The sequence below is a fragment of the Gluconobacter albidus genome (genome assembly GCF_002723915.1).
GTDB lineage: Bacteria > Pseudomonadota > Alphaproteobacteria > Acetobacterales > Acetobacteraceae > Gluconobacter > Gluconobacter albidus.
This window is the reverse complement of the sequence record NZ_BEWL01000003.1, coordinates 200603-223107: the sequence shown is the minus strand read 5'-3', so window position 1 is coordinate 223107 and position 22505 is coordinate 200603. Positions and strand designations below refer to the sequence as shown.

Genomic DNA, 22505 nt, shown 5'->3' with positions numbered 1-22505 from the left:
GTTTTCTGCCAGATTACCGGTTGAGGGCGCCACGCAGCGTGGTGACCAGATCCGTCTGCTCCCAGGTGAAGTTGTCCAGAACCGGATCCGGCGCACGACCGAAATGGCCGTAAGCGGAGGTCGGAACATAGATCGGACGGTTCAGGCGCAGATGCTTGCGGATGCCGCGCGGGGACAGGTCCACAACCTCGTTGAGGATCGCACCCAGACGGGCTTCGTCCACGTCCTTGCCCGTGCCGTCGAGGTCAACATAGACCGAGAGCGGCTTGGACACGCCGATGGCGTAGCTGAGCTGGATCGTGCAGCGGTCGGCAAGGCCGGCAGCCACGACGTTCTTGGCAAGGTAACGTGCGGCATAGGCTGCCGAACGGTCCACCTTCGTGGGGTCCTTGCCGGAGAATGCGCCACCACCATGCGGGGCTGCGCCACCATAGGTGTCGACGATGATCTTGCGGCCCGTGAGACCTGCGTCGCCGTCCGGTCCGCCGATGACGAAGTTGCCGGTCGGGTTCACGTAGAACTCGTCTTCCGGGCAGTTCCAGCCTTCGGGCAGGATGCCGTTGACCACGTCGCGAAGCGTCTCGCGGATCGTGTTCTGGCTCATGCCTTCGACATGCTGCGTGGAGATCACGACGGACGTGACGCCAACGGGCTTGCCGTCGACATAACGCAGCGTGACCTGACTCTTGGCATCCGGCAGAAGGCCGACGCCACGGGCGTCGCCGCTCTTGCGGTAGTCGCGGATGCGCTCGAGGATCGTCTGCGCATAGAACAGCGGTGCAGGCATCAGGTGTTCGGTTTCGCGCGTGGCGTAGCCGAACATGATGCCCTGATCGCCAGCGCCCTCATCCTTGTCACCGGCGCTGTCAACGCCCTGGGCGATGTCAGCGGACTGTGCGTGCAGATAGGAGGTGATTTCGGCCTTCTTCCAGGAGAAACCTTCCTGGTCGTAGCCGATGTCCTTGATGGCTTCACGGGCGCGGTCGATCAGCGTGTCCTCGACCTCTTTGGGGCCGCGGACTTCACCGGCCAGGACGACGCGGTTGGTGGTGACCAGCGTCTCACAGGCAACACGCGCTTCCGGATCGGCCTGCAGATAGGCGTCCAGAACGGTATCGGAAATGCGGTCCGCCACCTTGTCGGGATGGCCTTCGGAAACGGACTCGGATGTGAAAAGGAAATCGCCGTGATTGCGCACTCAGGGACCTCGCAGGGAATGAGTGGTGAGAAGGGCCACAGCGTGCCTTGGCAGGCGGACTGTGGCATTCAGGGAGGGGACGGCTTGGCGGAATTGGACGCAAGGGTCAAGGGGCCGTGTGAGGTCTGAACGCGGTTTTCTGCGGAAAAGTCCCGAAAATCAGCCTGAAATTACAAAAAAACCGGACAGAAATTACGAAAAAGAGAGCGCAGGCCCCCGTTTCATTTTTCAACGACACCGTTCATGCTGCGTTTACAGCTCCGTAACCGGCATTGCCTGTCAGGGTACGGTTGTGGGCAAACAGGGAATTTGAGGCGTTTGGAATGTCGAATCAGTTTAGCGGTAAAGTTTGTCTCGTCACCGGTGCCGGTGGCAATATCGGTCTTGCGACCGCCCTCCGTCTGGCTGGGGAAGGGACGGCCATCGCCCTGCTGGACATGAACCGGGAAGCTCTGGAAAAGGCGGAAGCCGCCGTCCGTGAAAAGGGCGTCGAAGCCCGCTCCTATGTCTGTAACGTGACGTCCGAAGAGGCCGTGACCGAGACTGTGGACGCCGTGGTCCGGGATTTCGGGAAGATCGACTTCCTGTTCAACAATGCCGGGTATCAGGGTGCGTTCGCCCCTGTTCAGGATTATCCGTCCGAGGATTTTGCGCGCGTGCTGACGATCAACGTCACCGGCGCCTTCCATGTCCTCAAGGCCGTCACGCGCCAGATGATCGCGCAAAACTACGGTCGTGTCGTCAACACGGCCAGCATGGCTGGTGTGAAGGGGCCGCCGAACATGGCCGCCTACGGTGCCTCCAAGGGTGCCATCATCGCCCTGACCGAAACCGCCGCGCTGGATCTCGCGCCCTACAATATCCGCGTGAACGCCATCAGCCCCGGCTATATGGGTCCCGGCTTCATGTGGGAGCGTCAGGTCGAGCTTCAGGCCAAGGTCGGAAGCCAGTATTTCTCCACCGACCCCAAGGTGGTGTCCGAGCAGATGATCGGCAGCGTGCCGATGCGCCGTTATGGCGACATCAACGAAATCCCTGGCGTGGTGGCGTTTCTGCTGGGGGACGATTCCAGCTTCATGACGGGTGTGAACCTGCCGATTGCCGGAGGTTGATTACTGGCGGTTGATTGGGGGAGTCCGGGCTCTGCCCGGACCCGGCGGGGATCTTGATCCCTGCACCCTGTTTTAGGTTCAGGGTTTTAAGGCGTCTGCCATTGTGTAGAGGCCTGCAGGGCGTCCGGCGAGCCATTTTGCGGCGAGCAGGGCGCCTCTGGCGAAGACCCTCCGGTCCAGTGCGCGGTGGGACAGGGTAATCTGTTCGTCCGCCGCCATCAGGACCAGGTCATGTTCGCCCACGATCTGCCCGCCCCGCAGGGAGGCAAATCCGATCGCCCCATTCGGGCGCAGACCGTTCTGGTCGGTCCGGGCCACGTCTTCGAGCGCGACTCCACGCCCTTCCGCTACGGCCTTTCCGATCGCCAGTGCCGTGCCGGATGGCGCGTCCAGTTTCTGGCGGTGATGGACCTCCAGAATTTCCGCATCATAATCCGGCAGTCCCGCGCCAAGCTGCCGGGCCAGTTCCAGAAACAGCGTCAGTGCGGGTGAGAAATTGGCGGCCTGAAGGACGGGAATATGCTGCGCCGCCGCGTTCACGGCGTCCTGCGCGCCCTGGTCGAGCCCGGTGGTTCCCAGAACCCATGCACATCCGGTCTGCGCGAAGGCCGCCGCATGGGCCGGGACCGTCGTGGCGTGGCTGACATCAATCACCACATCGCAGTTCTTCGCGAGCGTGGCAGGGTCGGTCGTGATGTTGCGCGAAGCATCTGCCGTGCGGGACAGGCCGCCTGTGAGGGCAGTTCCGGCCTCTTCGGCGCAGAGTGTTCCAAGCCGGCCCGTAATGCCGGCGATACCAATGCGGGGAGCGGAAATCAGGGTCATGGTCGGTCCATCAGAACGGAAAAATCAGATGTTGGCGTCTAGCCGGGCGTCAAAACGGCTGCGGGCGGCCTCGATTTCGGGTCGGTTGGACAGCGCCCACTGACCGAAGGCCTCCGTCAGCGTCCACAGCGATTCTCCGAGCGTCGTGAGTTCATAATCCACGCGCGGCGGAGTCGTCGGGGTGACGGTCCGCAGGACGAGGCCGTCGCGCTCCAGATTACGCAGGGTGAGCGTCAGCATCCGCTGCGAAATCCCGTCGATCGTACGGCGCAGTTCGCTGAAACGGTGCGGCCCGCGTCCGAGCGATTTGACGATCAGGATGCTCCACTTGTCCGTCGTGCGCGCAAGAATGGAGCGGATGACGGCGCAGGCATCCCCGTTCTGCGAGCAGTCCAGAGCGGCCGTATTCGGCCCTGCGGATGGCTTGGGGGGAGAAACGGTATCACTGACGCGAACATCCATGTGCCTATGGCTCCGGAATGTGCCTTCTTGCGGCGGGGTTCAAAGGTTCCTTATCTGGTGCTGGTTACGATCAGGAACCGGAAAGATCAAAATGAAACTTCTTCACATCGATTCCAGCATTCTCGGTGACAGCTCTGCCAGCCGTCAGGTCAGCGCCGCCGCTGTCGCCCAGTTCCGCAAGAAAGACCCGTCCGTCGAGGTCATTTCCCTCGATCTCGCCAGCGATCCGCTGCCGCATCTGGATGTCGAAGCGCTGTCCTGGCTGGGCAAAGAGCTGACGCCGGATGTGTCGGCCCGTCCCGAACTGGTCGCCAGCGCAAAGGCTCTGAATGATTTCAAGGCGGCGGATGTCGTCGTCATCGGCGTGCCGATGTACAACCTGTCGATTCCCAGCCAGCTCAAATCCTGGATCGACCGCATTATGGTGGCGGGTCAGACCTTCCGCTATGGCGCGGGTGGGATCGAGGGTCTGGCCAAGGGCAAGGCAGTTGTGCTCGCCGTGGCGCGTGGCGGCCTGTATGGCGAAGGCTCGCCCGCAGCGTCCTTCGAGCATCAGCTCAGCTATCTGAAATCTGTCTTCACCATGATCGGCATTACGGACATCACCGTGATTGAAGCCGAGGGTCTCGCCACGAATGGCGGTGCCGACCGTGCCCGTATTCTGTCGGACGCGGAACAGAAAGCCAGCGCGCTCTAAGGTCTTCTGGCTCTCCGGCCGGTCGTTTTTTTTACAAGGCGATCGGCCGGAGTTTAGGGTCGGAGTTTCAGTATCGGGCATGGCCCGGAGGCGTCCGGAAAATCAAGATTTCCGGAAAGTGAATGGACCTTTTGCGCGTCCGTGCGTCATGTCGTGTGAACGCAAGACTGCACAGATCCGAGGAGCCTTTCATGAGCCAGCAGAATTTCCGCAGCATCCTGACGGGATCGTTCTCGACACCCTGCGATGACAACCCCACCGTTGCCATGATCGAGGCGGCCTACCGGCACCACGATATTGATGCCCGCTACATTAACTGCGACGTCAAGGCCGAGGGTCTGAAGGACGCTGTGGCGGGTGCGCGGGCCATGGAATGGGTCGGGTTCAACTGTTCCCTGCCGCACAAGGTCGCGGTGATCGAGCATCTGGACGAAGTTGCCGAATCTGCCCGGATCATCGGAGCCGTGAACTGCGTCTCCATCCGTGATGGCCGTCTGATCGGCGACAATACGGACGGCAAGGGCTTTCTGGCCTCTCTCAAAAAGGTCACGGACCCATCCGGCAAGAAGGTCCTGCTTCTGGGGGCAGGTGGTGCCGCGCGCGCCATCGCCGTGGAACTGGGTCTGGCCTCCGCCGCCCATATCACCGTCATGAACCGCGACCCGAAGAAAGCCGAAACCATCGCTGTCCTCGTTCGGGACAACACGTCGGCCAAGGCGGACGTTCAGGCCTGGGAGGGTGACGCCAGTGTGCCGGAGGACGTGGACATCCTGATCAACGCGACGTCCATCGGTCTGGGGGATTCCGAAACTATGCCCCCGCTGAAGGTCGAGACCCTGCGCAAGGGGTTGATCGTCGCTGATGTGATCCCGAACCCGCCCAGAACGCGCCTGCTGCGCGAAGCGGAAGGCAAGGGCTGCACCGTGCTGGACGGGCTCGGGATGCTGGTTAATCAGGGCGTGATCGGCGTGGAGCACTGGCTGGGCAAGACGCTGGATGCCGGGGTGATGGAAAAGACCCTGAAGGATATTTTCGGCGCGGCCTGACATAAAAAACCCCGGTGCCTTCAGGGAGGGCACCGGGGTTTTTCGTGAGCCTGAAAAGATCAGCGGCCGTCGAAGAAGTCGCGGACCTTGGCGAAGAAACCACTGCTTTCGGGGCTGCCCTTGGCGTGGTCGTCCCCGGCTTCCTTCTCGAATTCTTCAAGAAGCTCGCGCTGGCGCTTCGTCAGATGGCTCGGCGTTTCGACCGAGACCTGAATATACATGTCCCCACGGGCCGAGGAGCGCAGGACCGAGAAACCCTTGCCGCGAAGACGGAACGTCTCGCCCGTCTGGGTTCCGGCAGGGATACGGACCTTGCTGCGGCCACCATCCACAACCGGTACTTCCACTTCCGTGCCCAGAGCCGCCTGCGTCATGCGCAGCGGAACGCGGCAGTAGATGTTCGCGCCGTCGCGCTGGAAAATGTCATGCGACAGGACGGAAATGTGGACATACAGATCGCCCGGCTGCACGCCTTCACCGCCAGCTTCGCCCTTGCCCGCCATGCGGATGCGGGTGCCATCCTCGACGCCGGCGGGGATGTCGATGCTGATGGTCTCGGTCTTCGCCTGCGTTCCCGTGCCGTGACAGACCTTGCACGGATTGGCGACAGTCCGTCCCGAACCATGACAGGTCGGGCAGGGGCGCTCGACGAGGAAAAAGCCCTGCTGCGCCCGGACCTTCCCCGCGCCGTGACAGGTCGGACATGTGGTGCTGCCCGCCTTGGGATCGGCCGAACCCGAACCGTGGCAGGATTCGCAGGCCACGCGGGTGCGGACCTCGACATCCTTCTTCACGCCCGTGAAGGCTTCCATCAGTGTGATTTCGACCTGAACCTGGACATCCGCCCCGGTCCGGCGTCCACCACCCCGACGGCCGCCCATCATGTCTCCGAACATCTGGTCGAAGATGTCGCCCAGACCGCCTGCACCGGCAAAACCACCGCCGAAGCCGCCGCCCATTCCGCCCATGCCACCTTCGAAGGCATCATGGCCGTACTGGTCATAGGCGGCGCGCTTCTGCGCGTCCTTCAGGACATCATAGGCTTCGTTGATTTCCTTGAACTTCTGCTCGGCGGCATCATCCCCCGGATTACGGTCGGGGTGAAAGCGCATGGCCTGTTTGCGGAAGGCTTTTTTCAGCTCGTCCGGCGAGGCCGTGCGGGAGACTTCGAGGGATTCGTAATAGTCGATTCTGGTGGCCATGTTCGGTCCTTAGGGGGCGTTCCGGAAGGCGGTCCCTGTTATGGGCCGGAAAAACAAGAATGGCGCCCACCCCCTTGCGGGAACGGGCGCCCTCGGAAAACAGGGCCGGACGGAGCGTTCGGCTCCATCCGGGAAAGTCACCCGATCAGTTCTTCTTGTGGTCGTCTTCGAGGTCTTCGAAGTCGGCATCGACGACGTTGTCGTCCTTCTTTTCGGCTTCCGGAGCAGCAGCGCCTTCAGCACCCTGACCGGCCTGATAGACAGCCTGACCAACCTTCATGGCAGCCTGCGTCAGCTTGTCGCTGGCAGCCTTCAGGGCCTCGAGGTTGTCGCCACCCAGAGCTTCGCGGGCTTCGGCAATAGCGGCTTCCGCTTCGGACTTGTCAGCCGCCGGAACCTTGTCGCCACCTTCGGTGATGGACTTCTCGGTCTGGTGGATGAGGCCTTCCGTGCTGTTGCGCAGCTCGACCAGCTCACGCTTGGCCTTGTCGGCGGTCGCATTGGCTTCCGCGTCCTTGACCATGCGGTCGATGTCGGAGTCAGACAGACCGCCAGAGGCCTGGATCTTGATCTGCTGTTCCTTGTTCGTGGCCTTGTCCTTGGCGGACACGTTCACGATGCCGTTGGCGTCGATGTCGAAGGTGACTTCGATCTGCGGCATGCCGCGTGGCGCCGGGGCAATGCCCTGAAGGTCGAAGTTGCCCAGCAGCTTGTTATCAGCCGCCATCTCACGCTCGCCCTGATAGACCTTGATGGTCACGGCGTTCTGGTTGTCTTCGGCCGTGGAGAAGGTCTGGCTCTTCTTGGTCGGGATCGTCGTGTTGCGGTCGATCAGACGGGTGAACACGCCACCCAGCGTTTCGATACCCAGCGACAGCGGCGTCACGTCGAGGAGCAGGACGTCCTTGACGTCACCCTTCAGAACAGCGCCCTGAACGGCAGCACCGATGGCAACCACTTCGTCCGGATTGACGTTACGGGCCGGTTCCTTGCCAAAGAATTCCTTAACCGTTTCGATGACCTTCGGCATACGCGTCATGCCGCCAACGAGAATGACTTCGTCGATCTCGCTCGGGGAGACGGACGCATCCTTGATGGCTGCACGGCACGGGCCGAGCGTACGCTGCACCAGATCATCGACGAGGCTTTCCAGCTTGGCGCGGGACAGCTTGACGACGAGGTGCTTCGGACCGGAGGCATCAGCCGTGATGAACGGCAGGTTGATCTCGGTCTCCTTGGAGGAGGACAGCTCGATCTTGGCCTTCTCGGCGGCTTCCTTGAGGCGCTGCAGGGCGAGTTTGTCGCCACGCAGGTCGATGCCCTGCTCTTTCTTGAACTCGTCAGCCAGGAAGCCGATGATGCGGTTGTCGAAGTCTTCACCGCCCAGGAACGTATCACCGTTCGTGGACTTCACTTCGATCACGCCGTCGGAGATCTCGAGGATGGAGACGTCGAACGTGCCACCACCAAGGTCATACACGGCCACCGTGCCGGAGTCGCGCTTGCCAAGGCCATAGGCGAGGGCTGCTGCGGTCGGCTCGTTGATGATACGCAGAACTTCGAGGCCGGCGATCTTGCCAGCGTCACGCGTGGCCTGACGCTGGGCGTCGTTGAAGTAGGCCGGAACCGTGATGACGGCCTGGGAGACGGTCTCGCCGAGATAGCTTTCGGCGGTTTCCTTCATCTTGCCCAGAACATAGGCTGCGATCTGCGACGGAGCATACTTCTCGCCGCGGGCTTCGACCCATGCGTCGCCGTTATCGCCACGGACGATGCCGTACGGCACCATTTCCTTGTCCTTCTGGACGGTCGGGTCGTCGTAACGACGGCCGATCAGACGCTTGACGGCGTAGAGGGTGTTGGCGGGGTTGGTCACAGCCTGACGCTTCGCGGCCTGTCCGACGAGACGCTCACCCTTGTCGGTGAAAGCGACCATGGACGGCGTCGTGCGGGCGCCTTCGCTGTTTTCGATCACCTTGGTTTCATCACCCTCGCGTACGGCAACGCAGGAGTTGGTGGTACCAAGGTCAATGCCAATGACTTTGCTCATGTAAAATCAGTCCTCTCAGCGGTCCGTCCCGGCCCTGTGAGGCACCGGATCGAACCCTATTGACGTCCCCAGACCCTCACGGGCCTGTGTTTCGACTACTGATCTAGGCAAGGCTGGAAGGTGTTTCAAGCACTTCGACGACACATTTCGTCGAGAATCTTGTCCCGCCGGGTCCTGAAAGGAAAGATGGCGGTTTCAGATATGCGCATCGCCCTTTAGTAAGGTCGGGCCTTCCGCTTTGCCTGCCAATGGGACAGTCTTCACACAGCCATGCCGAATCATTCCTACTTTCGTGCCACGCTGCTGGCTGTCCTGACCTGTTTTTCCGTAACCGGGCTGTCTGCCTGTGGCCCGATGGGGCCGGGAAAGCTGCGCAATGACCAGCTCGAATATTCCCGTGCGCTGGGGGATACCCAGAAGCACGAGATGCTGCTCAACATCGTGCGGCTGCGGTATGCCGATCCGCCGACCTTCCTCGATACGACACAGGTGATTGCGGGTTACAGCGTTTCCAAGAGCGTCAGCGGCGGTTTCTATGCCTATCCGGCGACGGCCGTGGGAAACTACCTGTTCGGGACAGGCACGATGTCGATGGGGGAAAGCCCGACTTTCACCTATCAGCCCGTGACGGGCCAGCAATACGCCGAGAACGTGGTCCGGCCGATCTCGCCAACCGTCATCATGCCTCTCAGCCTTGGCGGTCTGCCGATCGACACGCTGCTGCGTCTGACGGCGCAGTCCATTGACGGCCTCTCCAATGTGCGCGGCCTTGGTGCGGGGCCGTTTGGTGGCGGGTCCGTGCGGTTCTATCTGCTGCTGCATGACCTGAGGCAGCTTCAGGTCGCGGGGGCCATGACCATCCGGATCACGACCGATCCTCCGACACCGCCGGACAGCAAGAAGACCGGTGGAAAATCAGACGGTAATGGCGGAGGCAACGGCGGTGGGCCCGGTTCCGAACGCTCCTATCTTGTCCTGACATCCACCTCTGAAAGCAATCTGCTCGCCATTCAGGCGGAAGTGCGCCGTCTGCTGCATCTCGATCCGACGGCGGAAGAAGCCGAGATCGTTTACGGGCCTTATCCCAAACATCCAGGCCAGATTGCGATCCTGACGCGCTCGATGCTCGCGATGTTGACGCAGCTCGCTTATGAGGTCGAGGTTCCGGAAGACGACATCAAGGCTGGTCGCACACCGCCGACGATCGGTCAGGTCGGAATCGAGAACCGGCCGGAAGTCGTGATCCATTCGGGCAAGGAAGAGCCTGACGGTTCCTATGCTGCCGTCAGTTATCACAACGCATGGTTCTGGATCAGCGACCGGGATTTCCAGAGCAAACTGGCCTTTACGATGGTGCAGGTTCTGGCGGCTCTTGCGGCGACCAACCATACGGGCGGAGCGGTTGTCACGATTCCGGCTGGGTAATAGGAATAACGTTTATTTGAATTCACCGAAATGGAACTGTATTCGAACACGGTTTTGTTAGAGTGGAATACGGGAATATTGAAAAAGAGCCGTAGCTTTCCTGAAAGTCTGCAATTACCGTCCGGGGTATCAGTGCAGGAGGCTTTCACCGATGCCAAATACTTATGGCAACAGGACCCTGACCGAGTGGCTCACGCTCGTGCTCGGGGTTGTTATCGTTCTGGTGGGGCTGTTCTTTGTTATCGGCGGGGCTCAACTCGCGATGCTGGGCGGCTCCGTCTATTATCTGATCTGCGGCGTTCTGCTGGTTGCCAGCGGCGTGTTTATGGTTCTGGGGCGCACCCTCGGCGCATTCCTCTATCTGGGCGCTCTTGCCTACACCTGGGTCTGGTCGCTGTGGGAAGTGGGCTTCAGCCCGGTTGATCTTCTGCCGCGTGATTTCGGCCCGACGCTCCTGGGTATCCTTGTCGTTCTCACCCTTCCGGTTCTCCGTCGACTGGAAACCCGTCGCACCCTGAGGGGAGCCGTCTGATGCGCAGATCCCATCTTCTCGCCACCGCAGCCTGCGTGACGCTGGCCTGCGCGCCGCTGGCCGCCAATGCTCAGTTCGCTCCCGCAGGGAGTGGCGGTTCGCCGACCGCGACCGTTCCCGGCCCCGGCAATGCCGACGAACCGACGGCAACGACTCCCGCCGGTACGAGCCGTTTCTCCGGCCCGTCTCCCTATGCGCCTCAAGCTCCGGGCGTGAATGCCGCTAACCTGCCGGATATCGGGTCCATGGATCCGAACGACGTTCCGCAGATGGCGCCGCAGCAGAGTGCTGCTCCCGCGCAGGGGGACTGGTCCGCCTATGGTCGCGATGACAGTCAGACGCGTTATTCGCCGCTGTCGGAAATCACGCCGCAGAATGCCGACCAGCTCAAGGTGGCTTTCGTCTATCACACCGGCAGCTATCCGCGTCCGGGACAGACGAACAAATGGGCTGCCGAAACCACACCGATCAAGGTGGGTGACGGGCTCTATATGTGTTCGGCACAGAACGACATCATGAAGCTCGACCCGGCGACGGGCAAAGAGATCTGGCGCCACAACATCAACGAGAAATACGAAGCCATTCCCTACACCGCCGCGTGTAAGGGCGTGACGTATTTCACGTCGTCGCAGGTGCCGGAAGGCCAGCCCTGCCACAACCGTATTCTCGAAGGCACGCTTGATATGCGTCTGATCGCGGTTGATGCCGCGACCGGCAATCTGTGCGAGGGCTTCGGGCATGGCGGTCAGGTCAACCTGATGCAGGGCATGGGCGAGTCTGTCCCCGGTTTCGTGTCCATGACGACGCCGCCGCCGATCGTGAACGGTGTGGTCGTGGTCAACCACGAAGTCCTCGACGGTCAGCGCCGCTGGGCGCCGTCGGGCGTGATCCGTGGTTATGACGCCGAAAGCGGCAAGTTCCTGTGGGCCTGGGATGTGAACAATCCCAACGATCACAGCCAGCCGACCGGCAACAACCATTACAGCCGTGGTACGCCGAACTCCTGGGCTGCGATGACGGGCGACAATGCGCTCGGCCTCGTTTACGTTCCGACCGGAAACTCGGCTTCGGACTATTACAGTGCGCTGCGTAGCCCTGAAGAAAACAAGGTGTCTTCCGCAGTTGTCGCCATCGACGTAAAGACGGGCGCGCCGCGCTGGGTCTTCCAGACGGCTCACAAAGACGTCTGGGACTATGACATCGGCTCGCAGGCGACGCTGATGGACATGCCTGGTGCCGACGGTCAGACCGTTCCTGCGCTGATCATGCCGACCAAGCGCGGCCAGACCTTCGTGCTGGATCGTCGTGACGGCAAGCCCATTCTGCCGGTCGAGGAGCGTCCTGCTCCGTCGCCGGGCGTGATCCCGGGTGATCCGCGTTCGCCGACGCAGCCCTGGTCTACGGGAATGCCGGCCCTGCGCGTGCCGGACCTGAAAGAGACGGACATGTGGGGCATGTCTCCGCTTGACCAGCTCTTCTGCCGTATCAAGTTCCGCCGCGCGAACTATACGGGTGAGTTCACCGTGCCGAGCGTCGACAAGCCGTGGATCGAATATCCTGGCTATAACGGCGGCAGCGACTGGGGCTCCATGTCCTATGATCCGCAAAGTGGCATCCTGATTGCGAACTGGAACATCACCCCGATGTATGACCAGCTCGTAACCCGCAAGAAGGCCGACCAGCTTGGCCTGATGCCGATCGACGACCCGAACTACAAGCCGGGTGGCGGTGGAGCCGAAGGTAACGGCGCCATGGACGGCACGCCTTACGGCATCGTCGTGACCCCGTTCTGGAACCAGTATACGGGCATGATGTGCAACCGTCCGCCCTACGGCATGATCACGGCCATCGACATGAAGCACGGTCAGAAGGTGCTGTGGCAGCATCCGCTGGGAACGGCCCGTGCCAATGGTCCGTGGGGTCTGCCGACAGGTCTGCCTTGGGAAATCGGCACACCGAACAATGGTGGTTCGGTTGTGACGGCTGGTGGTCTGGTGTTCATCGCGGCGGCTACGGATAACCAGATCCGCGCCATCGACGAACACACGGGCAAGGTGGTCTGGAGCGCGGTCCTGCCGGGCGGCGGACAGGCCAACCCGATGACTTATGAAGCCAATGGTCACCAGTACGTCGCCATCATGGCAGGTGGTCACCACTTCATGATGACGCCGGTCAGCGATCAGCTGGTCGTTTACGCCCTGCCCGATCACAAGGGCTGACAAAACCGGGGGCTGAGGCTCCCGATGCAAGACGCAGGGGTGGTTTTCGTGCCGGAAATGGCACGGGAGCCACCCCTTTGTCGTTTCGAGGGGCGGTTTTTCCATTTTTCGGGTGGGAAGGGGATGCAGACCCGGCTACAGGCTGTTTTCGTCTGAAAATATTCTTCCCGGAACAGGCCCCGCAGAACCGTCATGACCGACCGCTCCCCCGTCATCCTTCAGGTTCTTCCGGCGCTGGGCACCGGCGGTCTGGAGCGCGGGGCTGTCGAGATCGCGGCGGCAATCACGCAAGGCGGCGGCACGGCACTCATAGCCTCGCGTCCCGGTCGGCTTCTGGTGCAACTGCGTCATGCGGGCGGTCGGCATATCGAGCTGGACCTGAAGAAAAAATCGCCTGTCGCCGTGCTGCGCCGGGCGCGGGATCTTCAGGCGCTCATCCGCAGCGAAGGTGTGGATCTGGTCCATGCGCGCTCCCGGATTCCAGCCTGGGCAGCATGGATTGCCTGCCGTCGCGAAAACATCCCGCTCGTGACGACATGGCACGGCGTGCATGAGGCGAAATGGCTGGGCAAAAAGCTCTATAATTCCGTGTTGGCGCGCGGCGCGCGGGTCATTGCCATTTCCGAGTTCATCGCCCGCCGTCTGCGCAGCGAATACGCCGTGCCGGAGAATCGCCTGCGCGTCATTCCGCGCGGCGCGGATCTGCGGGAGTTTACACCCGGCGCAATCTCCGGTGAGCGCGTGCAGAAACTGGCTGATGCCTGGCGCGTGCCTGCGGAAGCAAAAATCATTCTCATGCCCGCGCGGCTGACGGCATGGAAAGGTCAGGGCGTTCTGCTTGAGGCGCTGGGCCTGCTACGCTCGAAGATGGGCACGGGATGGATCTGCGTTCTGGCAGGCCCGGAGAACGACCGGAAGTTCTCCCGCAGGCTGCAACAGCAGGTGCGGGAACTCGGGCTTGAAGACCATGTCCGGTTCGCCGGAACCTGCACCGACATGCCTGCGGCCTGCGAGCTGGCAAGCGTTGTCGTGGCGCCATCGCTCCGGCCCGAGCCGTTCGGACGCACTCTGGTGGAAGCGCAGATGATGGGCTGCCCGGTGATCGGCACGGCACAGGGCGCGATGATGGAGACAATCCTGCCCGGCGAGACGGGTCTGGTGGTGCCACCCGATGATGCGGACGCTCTGGCCGACGCCTTGAAAAGCGTGCTGGAAACAGGCGAAGACGCGCTGGACTGGCTGGCGGAAAAGGCCCGTGCCCATGCCATTGCCAACTATACGACGGCGCTGATGCAGGCCCGGACGCTGGGCGTTTATGACGAACTTCTGGGCACCCGTCTGCGGACGGTATTCGAGGAACAGGACCATGACCGGTAAGGACGCAAAACCCGCGGAGCAGATCATCCGCGATCGGGCTGCCGCCGCAAAGGAAGAACGCGAAAGCCGCGAGGCCAAAGCGCTCCGCGCCAATCTGATGCGTCGCAAACAGCAGCAGCGCGCGCGGCCTCAGGACGAGTCTGCCTCATCCGCTTCTGATGATCGCTGAGCGCCGGTGAAACGCAGTTTTCCCATGCCGTCCCCGCAGGAACTGGCGCTGACGGGTGTGACGGTGCTGTGGGGCGGGACGTTCCTCGTGCTGCATATCGCCATGCAGCATTGCGGACCGCGCTTTTTCGTTTTCGTCCGTTTCATGATGGCGGCGGTGTTCGTCGGGCTTCTGGCCGGACGGAAGCTGCTGGATTTCAACCGGCGGGAGATCCGGGCCGGGGCCTTGATCGGAATTGCCCTGGCGACCGGCTATATGTTGCAGAGCGCGGGTCTGCACGACATCACCAGCAGCCGCTCCGCCTTTATCACGGCGCTTTACGTTCCGCTGGTGCCGATCTTTCAGTGGGCGTTTCTGCGCAAGGCGCCGCATCTGATGAGCTGGCTTGGAATCGGGCTGGCTTTTGCGGGGCTGGTCTGTCTGGCGGGTCCGGCGGCGCTATCGCTGTCTTTCGGGCACGGAGATCTGCTGACGCTGTTTGCGGCCATCGCCATTGCGGTCGAGATCGTCCTCATCAGCCTTTATGCGCGGGGTGTGGACAGCCTGCGCGTAACGGTCATGCAGCTTTTTGCGGGCAGTCTGTTCGCGGGGCTGATGGTTCCGGTCTCGGGGGAAGCGCTTCCGGCCTTTTCATGGGTCTGGATCGCCTGCGCGCTGGCTCTGGGAGGGCTGAGTGCGCTGGTGCAGGTTGTGATGAACTGGGCGCAGAAATCCGTCTCCCCGACCAAGGCGGCGGTGATCTATGCCGGAGAGCCGGTCTGGGGTGGGCTGGTCGGCTGGCTGGCGGGAGACAGTCTGCCTCCCGCAACGCTGCTGGGGGCCGTTCTGATCGTGGGGGGCGTGCTGACCAGCGAACTGCGCCCGCAATGGCTGGAAGCGCTGCTGGGCCGCTCGTCACAAGCACTCACCAAAACAGACGCTCACGAAAAATGACCGATCTGACACATTGCGTGATCGGGCGTCGCTCGCTAGAGCAGGTGGGTTAGACGCACGGCGATTTCTGTCGCCCCCGCCCAGGAGTGCCTTCATGCCCATCATGCCCGACACATGGATCCGCCAGATGGCCCGTGAAAAAGGCATGATCGAGCCGTTCGTGGAGGCCCAGAAGCGCGAGGGCGTCATTTCCTTCGGCCTGTCGTCCTATGGCTATGACGCGCGCGTGGCCGATGAATTCAAAATCTTCACGGATGTGGACAGCGCCATCGTCGATCCGAAGAATTTCGCGTCCAACAGTTTCGTGACCCGCACGGGTGACATCACCATCCCGCCCAACAGCTTCGCACTGGCGCATACGGTCGAGTATTTCCGCATCCCGCGTGACACGCTGGTGGTGTGCCTCGGCAAGTCCACTTATGCGCGCTGCGGCATCATCGTGAATGTCACGCCGCTGGAGCCAGAATGGGAAGGGCAGGTCACGATCGAGATCAGCAACACCACGCCGCTGCCCGCGCGAATCTACGCGAACGAGGGCATCTGCCAGTTCCTGTTCTTTCAGGGCGCCAGCCCCTGCGAGGTCAGCTACGCCGACCGTGCCGGAAAATACATGCGCCAGTCCGGCGTCACCACGCCCCGCCTCTAACGCCCCATTCGAGCCCCGCTTCTCAAGGCCTGTTTCTCAAGGATCGCACCATGGACCGTTTCATCATTCGCGGTGGCCGCCGCCTGACAGGCGAAATCGAGATCGGGGGGGCCAAGAACTCCGGCCTCAAGCTCATGGTCGCCGGGCTTCTGACGTCCGAGCGGCTGGTGCTGTCCAATGTGCCGGGCATCGCCGACATCAAGACGATGCGCGATCTGCTGCTGGGGCTGGGCATCACTGTCGAGGATGCCGGGCCGCGCACGCTGTCCATCGGCGGCGAAATCGGCTCCGTCGAGGCGCCCTATGACATCGTCTCCAAGATGCGCGCCTCCATTCTGGTTCTCGGCCCGCTTCTGGCGCGGGCCCGTGAGGCGAAGGTCTCGCTGCCCGGTGGCTGCGCCATTGGAACGCGCCCGGTCGACATGCATCTCAAGGGGCTTGAGACGCTCGGCGCCGTGATCCGGCTGGAAAACGGCTATATCAATGCGACTGCTCCGGACGGGCTGAAGGGTGACCGGATCATCCTGCCGTTTGCCAGTGTGGGCGCGACCGAGAACCTGCTGATGGCCGCGACGCTCGCGAAGGGGCGCACCCATATCGTTAACGCCGCGCGTGAGCCGGAAATCAGCGATCTGGTGCATTGCCTCAACGCGATGGGCGCGCAGATCACGGGCGAAGGCTCGGGCACGCTGGTCATTGACGGTGTGGAGAAGCTGCACGGCGCGCATTACGCCGTCATGCCGGACCGCATCGAGTGCGGCACCTATGCCTGCGCGGCTGGTATCACGGGCGGCGATCTGCTGCTCGTGGGCGGACGGGCCGATGATCTGGGCTCCGTAATCCGTACGCTTGAAGAAACGGGCGTCGAGGTTGTGGAAGAGGCGCGCGGCCTGCGGGTCCGTCGCAGCGGGACGCTGCAGGGCGTGGACATCATGACCGAGCCGTATCCCGGTTTCCCGACGGACATGCAGGCGCAGTTCATGGCGATGCTGTCCGTGGCGGAAGGGGCCTCCATGATCACAGAGACGATCTTCGAGAACCGCTTCATGCATGTTCCGGAACTCAACCGGATGGGCGCGCGCGTGAACGTGCATGGCCGCTCGGCCATTATCCGTGGCGTGTCGAAGCTGTCGGGTGCGCCGGTCATGGCAACCGATCTGCGGGCGTCCTTCTCGCTGATCCTCGCGGGTCTGGCAGCAGAAGGCGAGACGCAGCTCAGCCGCATCTATCATCTGGACCGGGGTTATGAAGGCGTGGACCGCAAGCTTGCAGCCTGCGGTGCCGATATCGCCCGCGTCTCGGACTGACAGGTCTGAAAGTTTTTGGGTTCCGCCTTTTTGAAAAAAGGCGGAGGTCTTTGAAGCTTTTTGAAAAAAGCTTCACCAAAAACTTTTATCCGTTTGCGACCAGATCCTTCAGGACGGCTGCGGTGCCGTGTGTTTTCAGGTCTTCGCGTGTCTGGATGAAGCGCGTGAGGAACTCGGCGGAGTCTCCAAGGCCCCATCCGGCGAATACGGTCATGTCCAGCGCTCTGGCCGGGTTCGGATCCAGCGCAAGTGCGCGGTCTTCGGCGCTCAGGCGGGGTTCGGTGACGGCGAAACTGGCCTGCACGTCGTCGCGGCCCACCAGATAGGCACAGTAACAGGCGAGAACGAAGGCGATCCGGCGCGGGTCCTGAGCGTTTTTCAGAACGTCTTCCGCCGTGGCGCGCAGGAAGACCGGCAGCTTGGATGTGCTGTCCGACGTGATGCGAAGAAGCTGGTCGCTGACGGCATGGTTGCGGAACCGCTCCAGAAGCAGGGCGGCATAGTCCGACAGGCTGATGCCCGGAGGGGCCGTCAGTTGTGGTGAGACGTCGTGGCGCAGGAACTGCTCCAGCAGGGCAGCGAGATGTTCGTCGCCCATCGCTTCATCGACCAGCCGGTATCCCATCAGCACGCCGGGCAGGGCCAGCATGGAATGGGATGCGTTCAGCATCCGCAGCTTGACCTGTTCGTAAGGCTCGACATCGTCCGTGAACAGGACGCCGACCTGCTCCCACGCTGGGCGTCCGGTGGGGAAATTGTCTTCCACGACCCACTGGATGAAGTCTTCGCAGAAAACCGGAACGCGGTCTTCAATGCCGCTCTGGGCGTTCAGCCGCGCCACGTCGGCAGGATGAACAGCCGGGGTGATGCGATCGACCATGCAGGACGGGAAGGCCACTTCGGCTTCGATCCACGCCGCCAGTTCCGCATCCCGCAGACGGGCGAAGGCCAGCACGGCATTGCGGGCAACATCGCCATTCGCGGGCACGTTGTCGCAGGACAGAATGGTGAAGGGCGCGATCCCGGCGTCACGGCGCTGGCGCAGGGCTTCGGTCATCATACCGAAGGCCGTCTGCGGGACCGGGCGGTGCAGGTCTTCGGCGATGGTAGGGTGCTCGGTCATGAACCGGCCCGCCTCGTCCATGTAATAGCCGCCTTCGGTGATGGTCAGGCTGACGATGCGGATGGCGGGGTCCGTCAGGCGCTTCAGAGCGGCTTCGCGGTCGGCGGGGGCATGGATGTATTCGACCAGCGACTTGACGACGCGGACCGTATCGGGACGGTTCGGCGGGCAGGCGCGCAGGGTGTAGAGGCCGTCCTGTGCGTGCAGGGCTTCAGCCTTTGCCACTTCGCCGGGAAGGTCCATCAGGCCCATGCCCACGATGCCCCAGTCGGACTGCCCCGGAAGGGCCAGCGCGCGGTCCGTATAGACGGCCTGATGGGCGCGGTGGAAGTTGCCGACACTGAGATGGACAATGCCAGGTGTCACCGCCTCCCGATCGTAGGGCGAGGTCAGGATGGAGTCCGGCAGAGTCGGGAGGGTCTGGGATGTCAGGATCATGGAAAGGATCTTTCAGACGAAAGGACCGGCTTCTTTTAGAAGTCTCTTCATTGGAGGAAACTGTTTTTGTATTGTGTGAATTATTTCTAATAATTCTCCCGGACCCGAGAGCATTACGGGAAATGAACACTTTCCATTAAAAATGGCGTCCTTTCGCGTTTTTTCTGATCTGACCTATAACTGCAGCCCTAATCTTTCGTTTTTGCAGGACTGTCTTTTCATGAGTGCTCCCATCCATCGCCTGAGCGTTGACGAGCTTGTTCCGATGGTGCGGTCCGTCGTGTCGACCGAGACGGACATGATCGCCAACATGGCCAATATCGCGGCCCTGCTGTTCGAGGCCCTGCCGCAGATCAACTGGGCCGGGTTCTATCTCTGGAAAGAGGCTGAAAAGCAGCTTGTGCTGGGGCCGTTTCAGGGGCGGCTGGCGTGCACGCGCATTCCGCTGGGCCGGGGTGTGTGCGGGGCGGTCGCGCAGAGCCGCGAGACACTCGTGGTGCCGGACGTCCACGCGTTTCCGGGCCATATCGCCTGTGATGCGGCATCGGAGTCGGAAATCGTGCTGCCGGTCGTGGCGGGTGGCGCCCTCGTAGGCGTGCTGGACATCGACAGCCCGGTGAAAGACCGGTTTACGGACGCGGACCGTGTGCGGCTGGAAGAGATTGTCAGTCTGCTGGTGGCGACGCTGGAGGGGTGAGCGGGGACGGGCCCCGCTTCGGAACTCAGGCCAGAACTCAGGCCGGGACGTTGACGGAGAGGTGTTCCATCAGTTCCGGCACGTCCTGCACAACCGTGAACAGACGGCGGGCGGACGGGTCCGCAAAACCCTGATCGACGGCCGCATTCAGCGTGTCGACCAGTGATGTGGCCCAGCCGCCGATATTGACGATATAGATCGGCTCCTGATGCAGGCCGAGCTGCTTCCAGGTCATGATTTCCATCAGTTCGTCGAACGTGCCGAGGCCACCGGGAATGATGGCGTAGGCGTCGGAGAGTTCGAACATGCGGGCCTTGCGGGTGTGCATGTCGGGTGTGACTTCAAGCTGCGTGACGCCCTTGTGCATGACTTCGCGGGCGTGGAGGAATTCGGGAATGACGCCGATGACCCGGCCGCCGGCCTGAAGGGCTGCATCGGCGACTGTGCCCATCAGCCCGACATGGCCGCCGCCATAGACCAGTGTGATTCCGTGTCGCGCCAAAGCCGTTCCGATTTCTTTTGCCCCTTCGGCGTAAACGGGGGAGTTGCCGAAGCGGGAGCCACAGAAGACGGCGCAGGAACGAATGGTCATGTCGGGTCCGTGTATGTTGAAACGAAGATCTGTCACGAAATCCGGCGGCCCAGCGAACGGCTGATCAGCACACCGCCCAGACAGCAGACTGCGGTGGTGGCGAACATTGTTCTGTAGCCCGCGAACTCGATGACCTGTCCAAGAAACAGCCCCGAGAAGGCGATGGCAAGATCAATGAAGATGGAATAGGCGCCCAGAGCGGCTCCACGGTTCTCTGGACCCGCGCTGTTGACGGCCAGAACGCCGAGTGCGGGGAAGAGCAGAGAGAAGCCCGCTCCCGTCAGCGCGGCCCCGACGAGGGCTGCGAACGGCGTCTGGAACAGGCCGAGCGTGGCGAGTCCCAACGCCTCCACCAGCAGCGAGACGATCGCTACGAACACGCCTCCACGCAGGGCGATCTGCGAGGCGAAGAAAAAGCGGATGACGACGAAAATGAATCCGAAAACTGCCAGCGCGGTGGCGGCGCCCTCCCAGTGCAGGACGGAATAGTACAGGGCCAGGAACGACGAAATGGCGCCAAATCCAATGGACCCTGCCGCCAGTGCCGATCCATGCGGCAGGACGAGTCTGAGGGCGCGTGCGAAGGCAATGGGTTTGCTGGTCGCCGGGAGGGGTTGGACCGCAGGATAAAATCCGATGATCGCAAGGCCGAACAGGGGTAGGACGACCGAAAGGATGCCGACCGAGACGAGCCCGCCATAAGGTGCGGCCAACAGGGAAAGTTTTGCCCCGACCGGCGCGCCCAGCGCGATTCCGCCATAGGAGCAGATGCCGTTCCACGAAATGGCGATGGCCGTGTTTTCTGCCCCGGCGCGACGGATGTTCCAGACGATTACCCCGGTCGCGGCCCAGCTTTCCGCCCAGCCCAGCAGCAGGCGGCTGGACAGCAGAACCCCCAGGGACAGCAGCGGCGTTGCGGCGAGAAGCCCAGACCCCGCCAGCAGCAGCCCCGACAGAACGCAGGTTACGAGTCCACCGATGACGACGGGTTTGGGGCCGATCCGGTCCACCAGTCGTCCGGCGGAGGGGCGCGCCGCGAAGGTCGCGAAATACTGGAGAGAGAAGGTGAGGCCCGCCACGGTGGTGCTGTAACCCAGGGCCTGATGGACGAAAATCGTCAGGACGGCATTGGGCAGGCCGATCACGATATAGACCAGCAGATTGAACAGGACGACGGCAAGAACGCGTTTCGTCGGTGAGGCCGCCGACGTTTCCTGCGCGGTCATGGCTCTGCTCTCCTGAGGCTTGTCTGTGAAAAGATCTCTCATGGCATAGGCCAGATGACAGGTGCCGTCACGAGGGCGCCCCTGTCTTTGCGTCATAAATTCCGCGTGGAGAGCGCTTATGAAGGGTCAGGCGCGTCGCGGAACAGGAGTTCCATCTGGTCGCACTGCGTGGTTGCGGGGGCATGAAAACCCGAAAGCGTCAGGCCCAGCAGACGCACACCCGGCACAAAAGGAAACAGCGGCGCCATGAGAGTCTGCCCCGTTTGCAGCAGGACCTCTTCGGACGGAACTGGAGCGGGCAGGGTGCGGGCGCGGGTAATCTGGCGGAAATCGGCGTATTTGACCTTCAGCGTTACGGTCCGGGCCTGAAGGTCGCGGCGTTGCAGACTGCCCCACAGCTTGGCGGCGATCTGCGTCAGGGCCATGTGTGCGTCGGTTTCGGAGGTCAGATCCTGAAGATAGGTCTGTTCGGTTCCGAGGGATTTGCGCTCCCGGTTCACAACGACGGGACGATGATCAATGCCGCGTGAGATGCCGTAATAGAAGGCCGCCGCCTTGCCGAAATGCCGGGTCAGGGTCTCGATGTCGTGTGTCCGCAGATCCGCGCCTGTCTCGATCCCGAGCGCGCGCATTTTTCGGGCGGTGGCGGGGCCGATGCCGTGAAAGGCGTCCACGGGCAGCGCTGCGACGAAATCCGGCCCCATGGCGGGCGTGATGACGAACAGCCCGTCGGGCTTGCGGTAATCCGAAGCCAACTTGGCCAGAAAGCGGTTGTAGGACACGCCAGCCGAGGCGGTCAGGCCGGTTTCGGCGTGGATATCCGCGCGGATGCGGTCCGCGACCAGCGTGGCGGAGCCATAGGCGCCCAGATGGTCCGTCAGGTCCAGATAGGCCTCATCGAGCGACAACGGCTGGATCAGCGGTGTGTAGCGGGAGAAAATGTCATGAATCTGGGCCGAAACAGCCCGATAGACGTCAAAGCGTCCGGGGACGAACACAAGCTCCGGGCACAGACGTTTGGCCGTGACTGACGGCATGGCCGAGCGGACTCCGAACCGCCGGGCCTCGTAGCTTGCGGCGGCCACCACGCCCCGCGCCTCGCCCCGCCCGACTGCGAGCGGACGGCCACGCAGGGAGGGGGCGTCCCGCTGTTCGACAGACGCGTAAAATGCGTCCATGTCGATATGCACGATCCGGCGTTGCTCCATGATGCGAGTGTCGCCGATTCG

21 protein-coding genes are annotated in these 22505 nt (G+C 62.3%); 12 read left to right on the top strand and 9 right to left on the bottom strand.

The genetic code is table 11. The features are described 5' to 3' along the window. Window positions 1–13: 13 nt before the first annotated feature. Complete coding sequence (gene metK, locus GAL01_RS06170) at window positions 14–1198, bottom strand: methionine adenosyltransferase (RefSeq protein WP_062031109.1); 1185 nt, start codon at window positions 1196–1198, stop codon at window positions 14–16. Window positions 1199–1521: 323 nt separating this feature from the next. Here metK and GAL01_RS06165 point away from each other — a divergent pair, with 323 nt between their 5' ends. Continuing rightward, window positions 1522–2310, top strand: a complete 789-nt coding sequence (locus tag GAL01_RS06165) for an SDR family NAD(P)-dependent oxidoreductase (protein ID WP_062031111.1) — start codon at window positions 1522–1524, stop codon at window positions 2308–2310. A gap of 78 nt (window positions 2311–2388) precedes the next feature. On the opposite strand, the gene dapB is transcribed toward GAL01_RS06165, so the two are convergent. Both dapB and GAL01_RS06155 read right to left on the bottom strand, forming a co-directional pair. Beyond that, window positions 2389–3135 carry a 4-hydroxy-tetrahydrodipicolinate reductase gene (gene dapB / locus GAL01_RS06160; protein ID WP_062031113.1) on the bottom strand — a complete coding sequence of 249 codons (747 nt, stop codon included), beginning with the start codon at window positions 3133–3135 and terminating at the stop codon, window positions 2389–2391. Window positions 3136–3159: 24 nt separating this feature from the next. Further along, the gene (locus tag GAL01_RS06155; protein WP_082790758.1) at window positions 3160–3597 is read right to left on the bottom strand and encodes a winged helix-turn-helix transcriptional regulator; all 438 of its coding nucleotides are present in this window, start codon (window positions 3595–3597) and stop codon (window positions 3160–3162) included. A gap of 91 nt (window positions 3598–3688) precedes the next feature. Here GAL01_RS06155 and GAL01_RS06150 point away from each other — a divergent pair, with 91 nt between their 5' ends. Further along, a complete protein-coding gene (locus GAL01_RS06150) occupies window positions 3689–4294 on the top strand; it encodes an FMN-dependent NADH-azoreductase (RefSeq protein WP_062031114.1) in 606 nt (201 codons plus the stop codon). A gap of 191 nt (window positions 4295–4485) precedes the next feature. Beyond that, on the top strand, window positions 4486–5340 hold the full coding sequence (aroE, locus tag GAL01_RS06145) for a shikimate dehydrogenase (RefSeq protein WP_062031116.1): 855 nt from the start codon (window positions 4486–4488) through the stop codon (window positions 5338–5340). Between the two features lie 59 nt (window positions 5341–5399). Here the strand turns inward: aroE and dnaJ are convergent, their stop codons facing one another. After that, complete coding sequence (gene dnaJ / locus GAL01_RS06140) at window positions 5400–6542, bottom strand: molecular chaperone DnaJ (RefSeq protein ID WP_062031118.1); 1143 nt, start codon at window positions 6540–6542, stop codon at window positions 5400–5402. Window positions 6543–6687: 145 nt separating this feature from the next. Further along, window positions 6688–8592: a molecular chaperone DnaK gene (dnaK, locus tag GAL01_RS06135; RefSeq protein WP_062031120.1), complete on the bottom strand. Its 1905-nt coding sequence runs from the start codon at window positions 8590–8592 to the stop codon at window positions 6688–6690. 270 nt (window positions 8593–8862) lie between these two features. On the opposite strand from dnaK, the gene GAL01_RS06130 reads away from it, so the two are divergent. The 8 genes from GAL01_RS06130 (at window position 8863) to murA (ending at window position 17200) form a co-directional block, all read left to right on the top strand. Further along, complete coding sequence (locus GAL01_RS06130; RefSeq protein WP_174694453.1) at window positions 8863–10017, top strand: hypothetical protein; 1155 nt, start codon at window positions 8863–8865, stop codon at window positions 10015–10017. A gap of 151 nt (window positions 10018–10168) precedes the next feature. Continuing rightward, window positions 10169–10549: a hypothetical protein gene (locus tag GAL01_RS06125; RefSeq protein WP_062031122.1), complete on the top strand. Its 381-nt coding sequence runs from the start codon at window positions 10169–10171 to the stop codon at window positions 10547–10549. Further along, a complete protein-coding gene (locus tag GAL01_RS06120; protein ID WP_062031124.1) occupies window positions 10549–12768 on the top strand; it encodes a pyrroloquinoline quinone-dependent dehydrogenase in 2220 nt (739 codons plus the stop codon). The genes GAL01_RS06125 and GAL01_RS06120 overlap by 1 nt, the downstream gene beginning before the upstream one ends. A gap of 192 nt (window positions 12769–12960) precedes the next feature. Further along, window positions 12961–14145, top strand: coding sequence for a glycosyltransferase family 4 protein (locus tag GAL01_RS06115; RefSeq protein ID WP_062031126.1), 1185 nt, complete (start codon window positions 12961–12963; stop codon window positions 14143–14145). Then, a complete protein-coding gene (locus tag GAL01_RS06110; protein WP_062031128.1) occupies window positions 14135–14314 on the top strand; it encodes a hypothetical protein in 180 nt (59 codons plus the stop codon). Before GAL01_RS06115 ends, GAL01_RS06110 begins: the two co-directional genes overlap by 11 nt. 24 nt (window positions 14315–14338) lie before the next feature. Then, a complete protein-coding gene (locus GAL01_RS06105; RefSeq protein ID WP_062031131.1) occupies window positions 14339–15247 on the top strand; it encodes a DMT family transporter in 909 nt (302 codons plus the stop codon). Between the two features lie 94 nt (window positions 15248–15341). Further along, entirely contained in the window at window positions 15342–15893 is a 552-nt protein-coding gene (dcd, locus tag GAL01_RS06100; RefSeq protein WP_062031134.1) for a dCTP deaminase, read from the top strand. A 50-nt stretch (window positions 15894–15943) separates the two neighbouring features. Next, window positions 15944–17200: a UDP-N-acetylglucosamine 1-carboxyvinyltransferase gene (gene murA, locus GAL01_RS06095; protein ID WP_062031137.1), complete on the top strand. Its 1257-nt coding sequence runs from the start codon at window positions 15944–15946 to the stop codon at window positions 17198–17200. An 85-nt stretch (window positions 17201–17285) separates the two neighbouring features. Here the strand turns inward: murA and GAL01_RS06090 are convergent, their stop codons facing one another. Further along, window positions 17286–18761 (bottom strand): mannitol dehydrogenase family protein, encoded by a 1476-nt coding sequence (locus GAL01_RS06090; protein ID WP_062031140.1) that lies wholly within the window; start codon window positions 18759–18761, stop codon window positions 17286–17288. 220 nt (window positions 18762–18981) lie between these two features. Here GAL01_RS06090 and GAL01_RS06085 point away from each other — a divergent pair, with 220 nt between their 5' ends. After that, complete coding sequence (locus tag GAL01_RS06085) at window positions 18982–19458, top strand: GAF domain-containing protein (RefSeq protein WP_062031287.1); 477 nt, start codon at window positions 18982–18984, stop codon at window positions 19456–19458. Window positions 19459–19495: 37 nt separating this feature from the next. On the opposite strand, the gene GAL01_RS06080 is transcribed toward GAL01_RS06085, so the two are convergent. The 3 genes from GAL01_RS06080 to dinB form a co-directional block, all read right to left on the bottom strand. Continuing rightward, window positions 19496–20050, bottom strand: a complete 555-nt coding sequence (locus tag GAL01_RS06080; protein WP_062031290.1) for an LOG family protein — start codon at window positions 20048–20050, stop codon at window positions 19496–19498. A 32-nt stretch (window positions 20051–20082) separates the two neighbouring features. Beyond that, window positions 20083–21276, bottom strand: coding sequence for an MFS transporter (locus tag GAL01_RS06075; RefSeq protein WP_062031143.1), 1194 nt, complete (start codon window positions 21274–21276; stop codon window positions 20083–20085). Window positions 21277–21392: 116 nt separating this feature from the next. Further along, the gene (gene dinB / locus GAL01_RS06070; RefSeq protein WP_062031147.1) at window positions 21393–22484 is read right to left on the bottom strand and encodes a DNA polymerase IV; all 1092 of its coding nucleotides are present in this window, start codon (window positions 22482–22484) and stop codon (window positions 21393–21395) included. Between the last annotated feature and the right edge of the window lie 21 nt (window positions 22485–22505).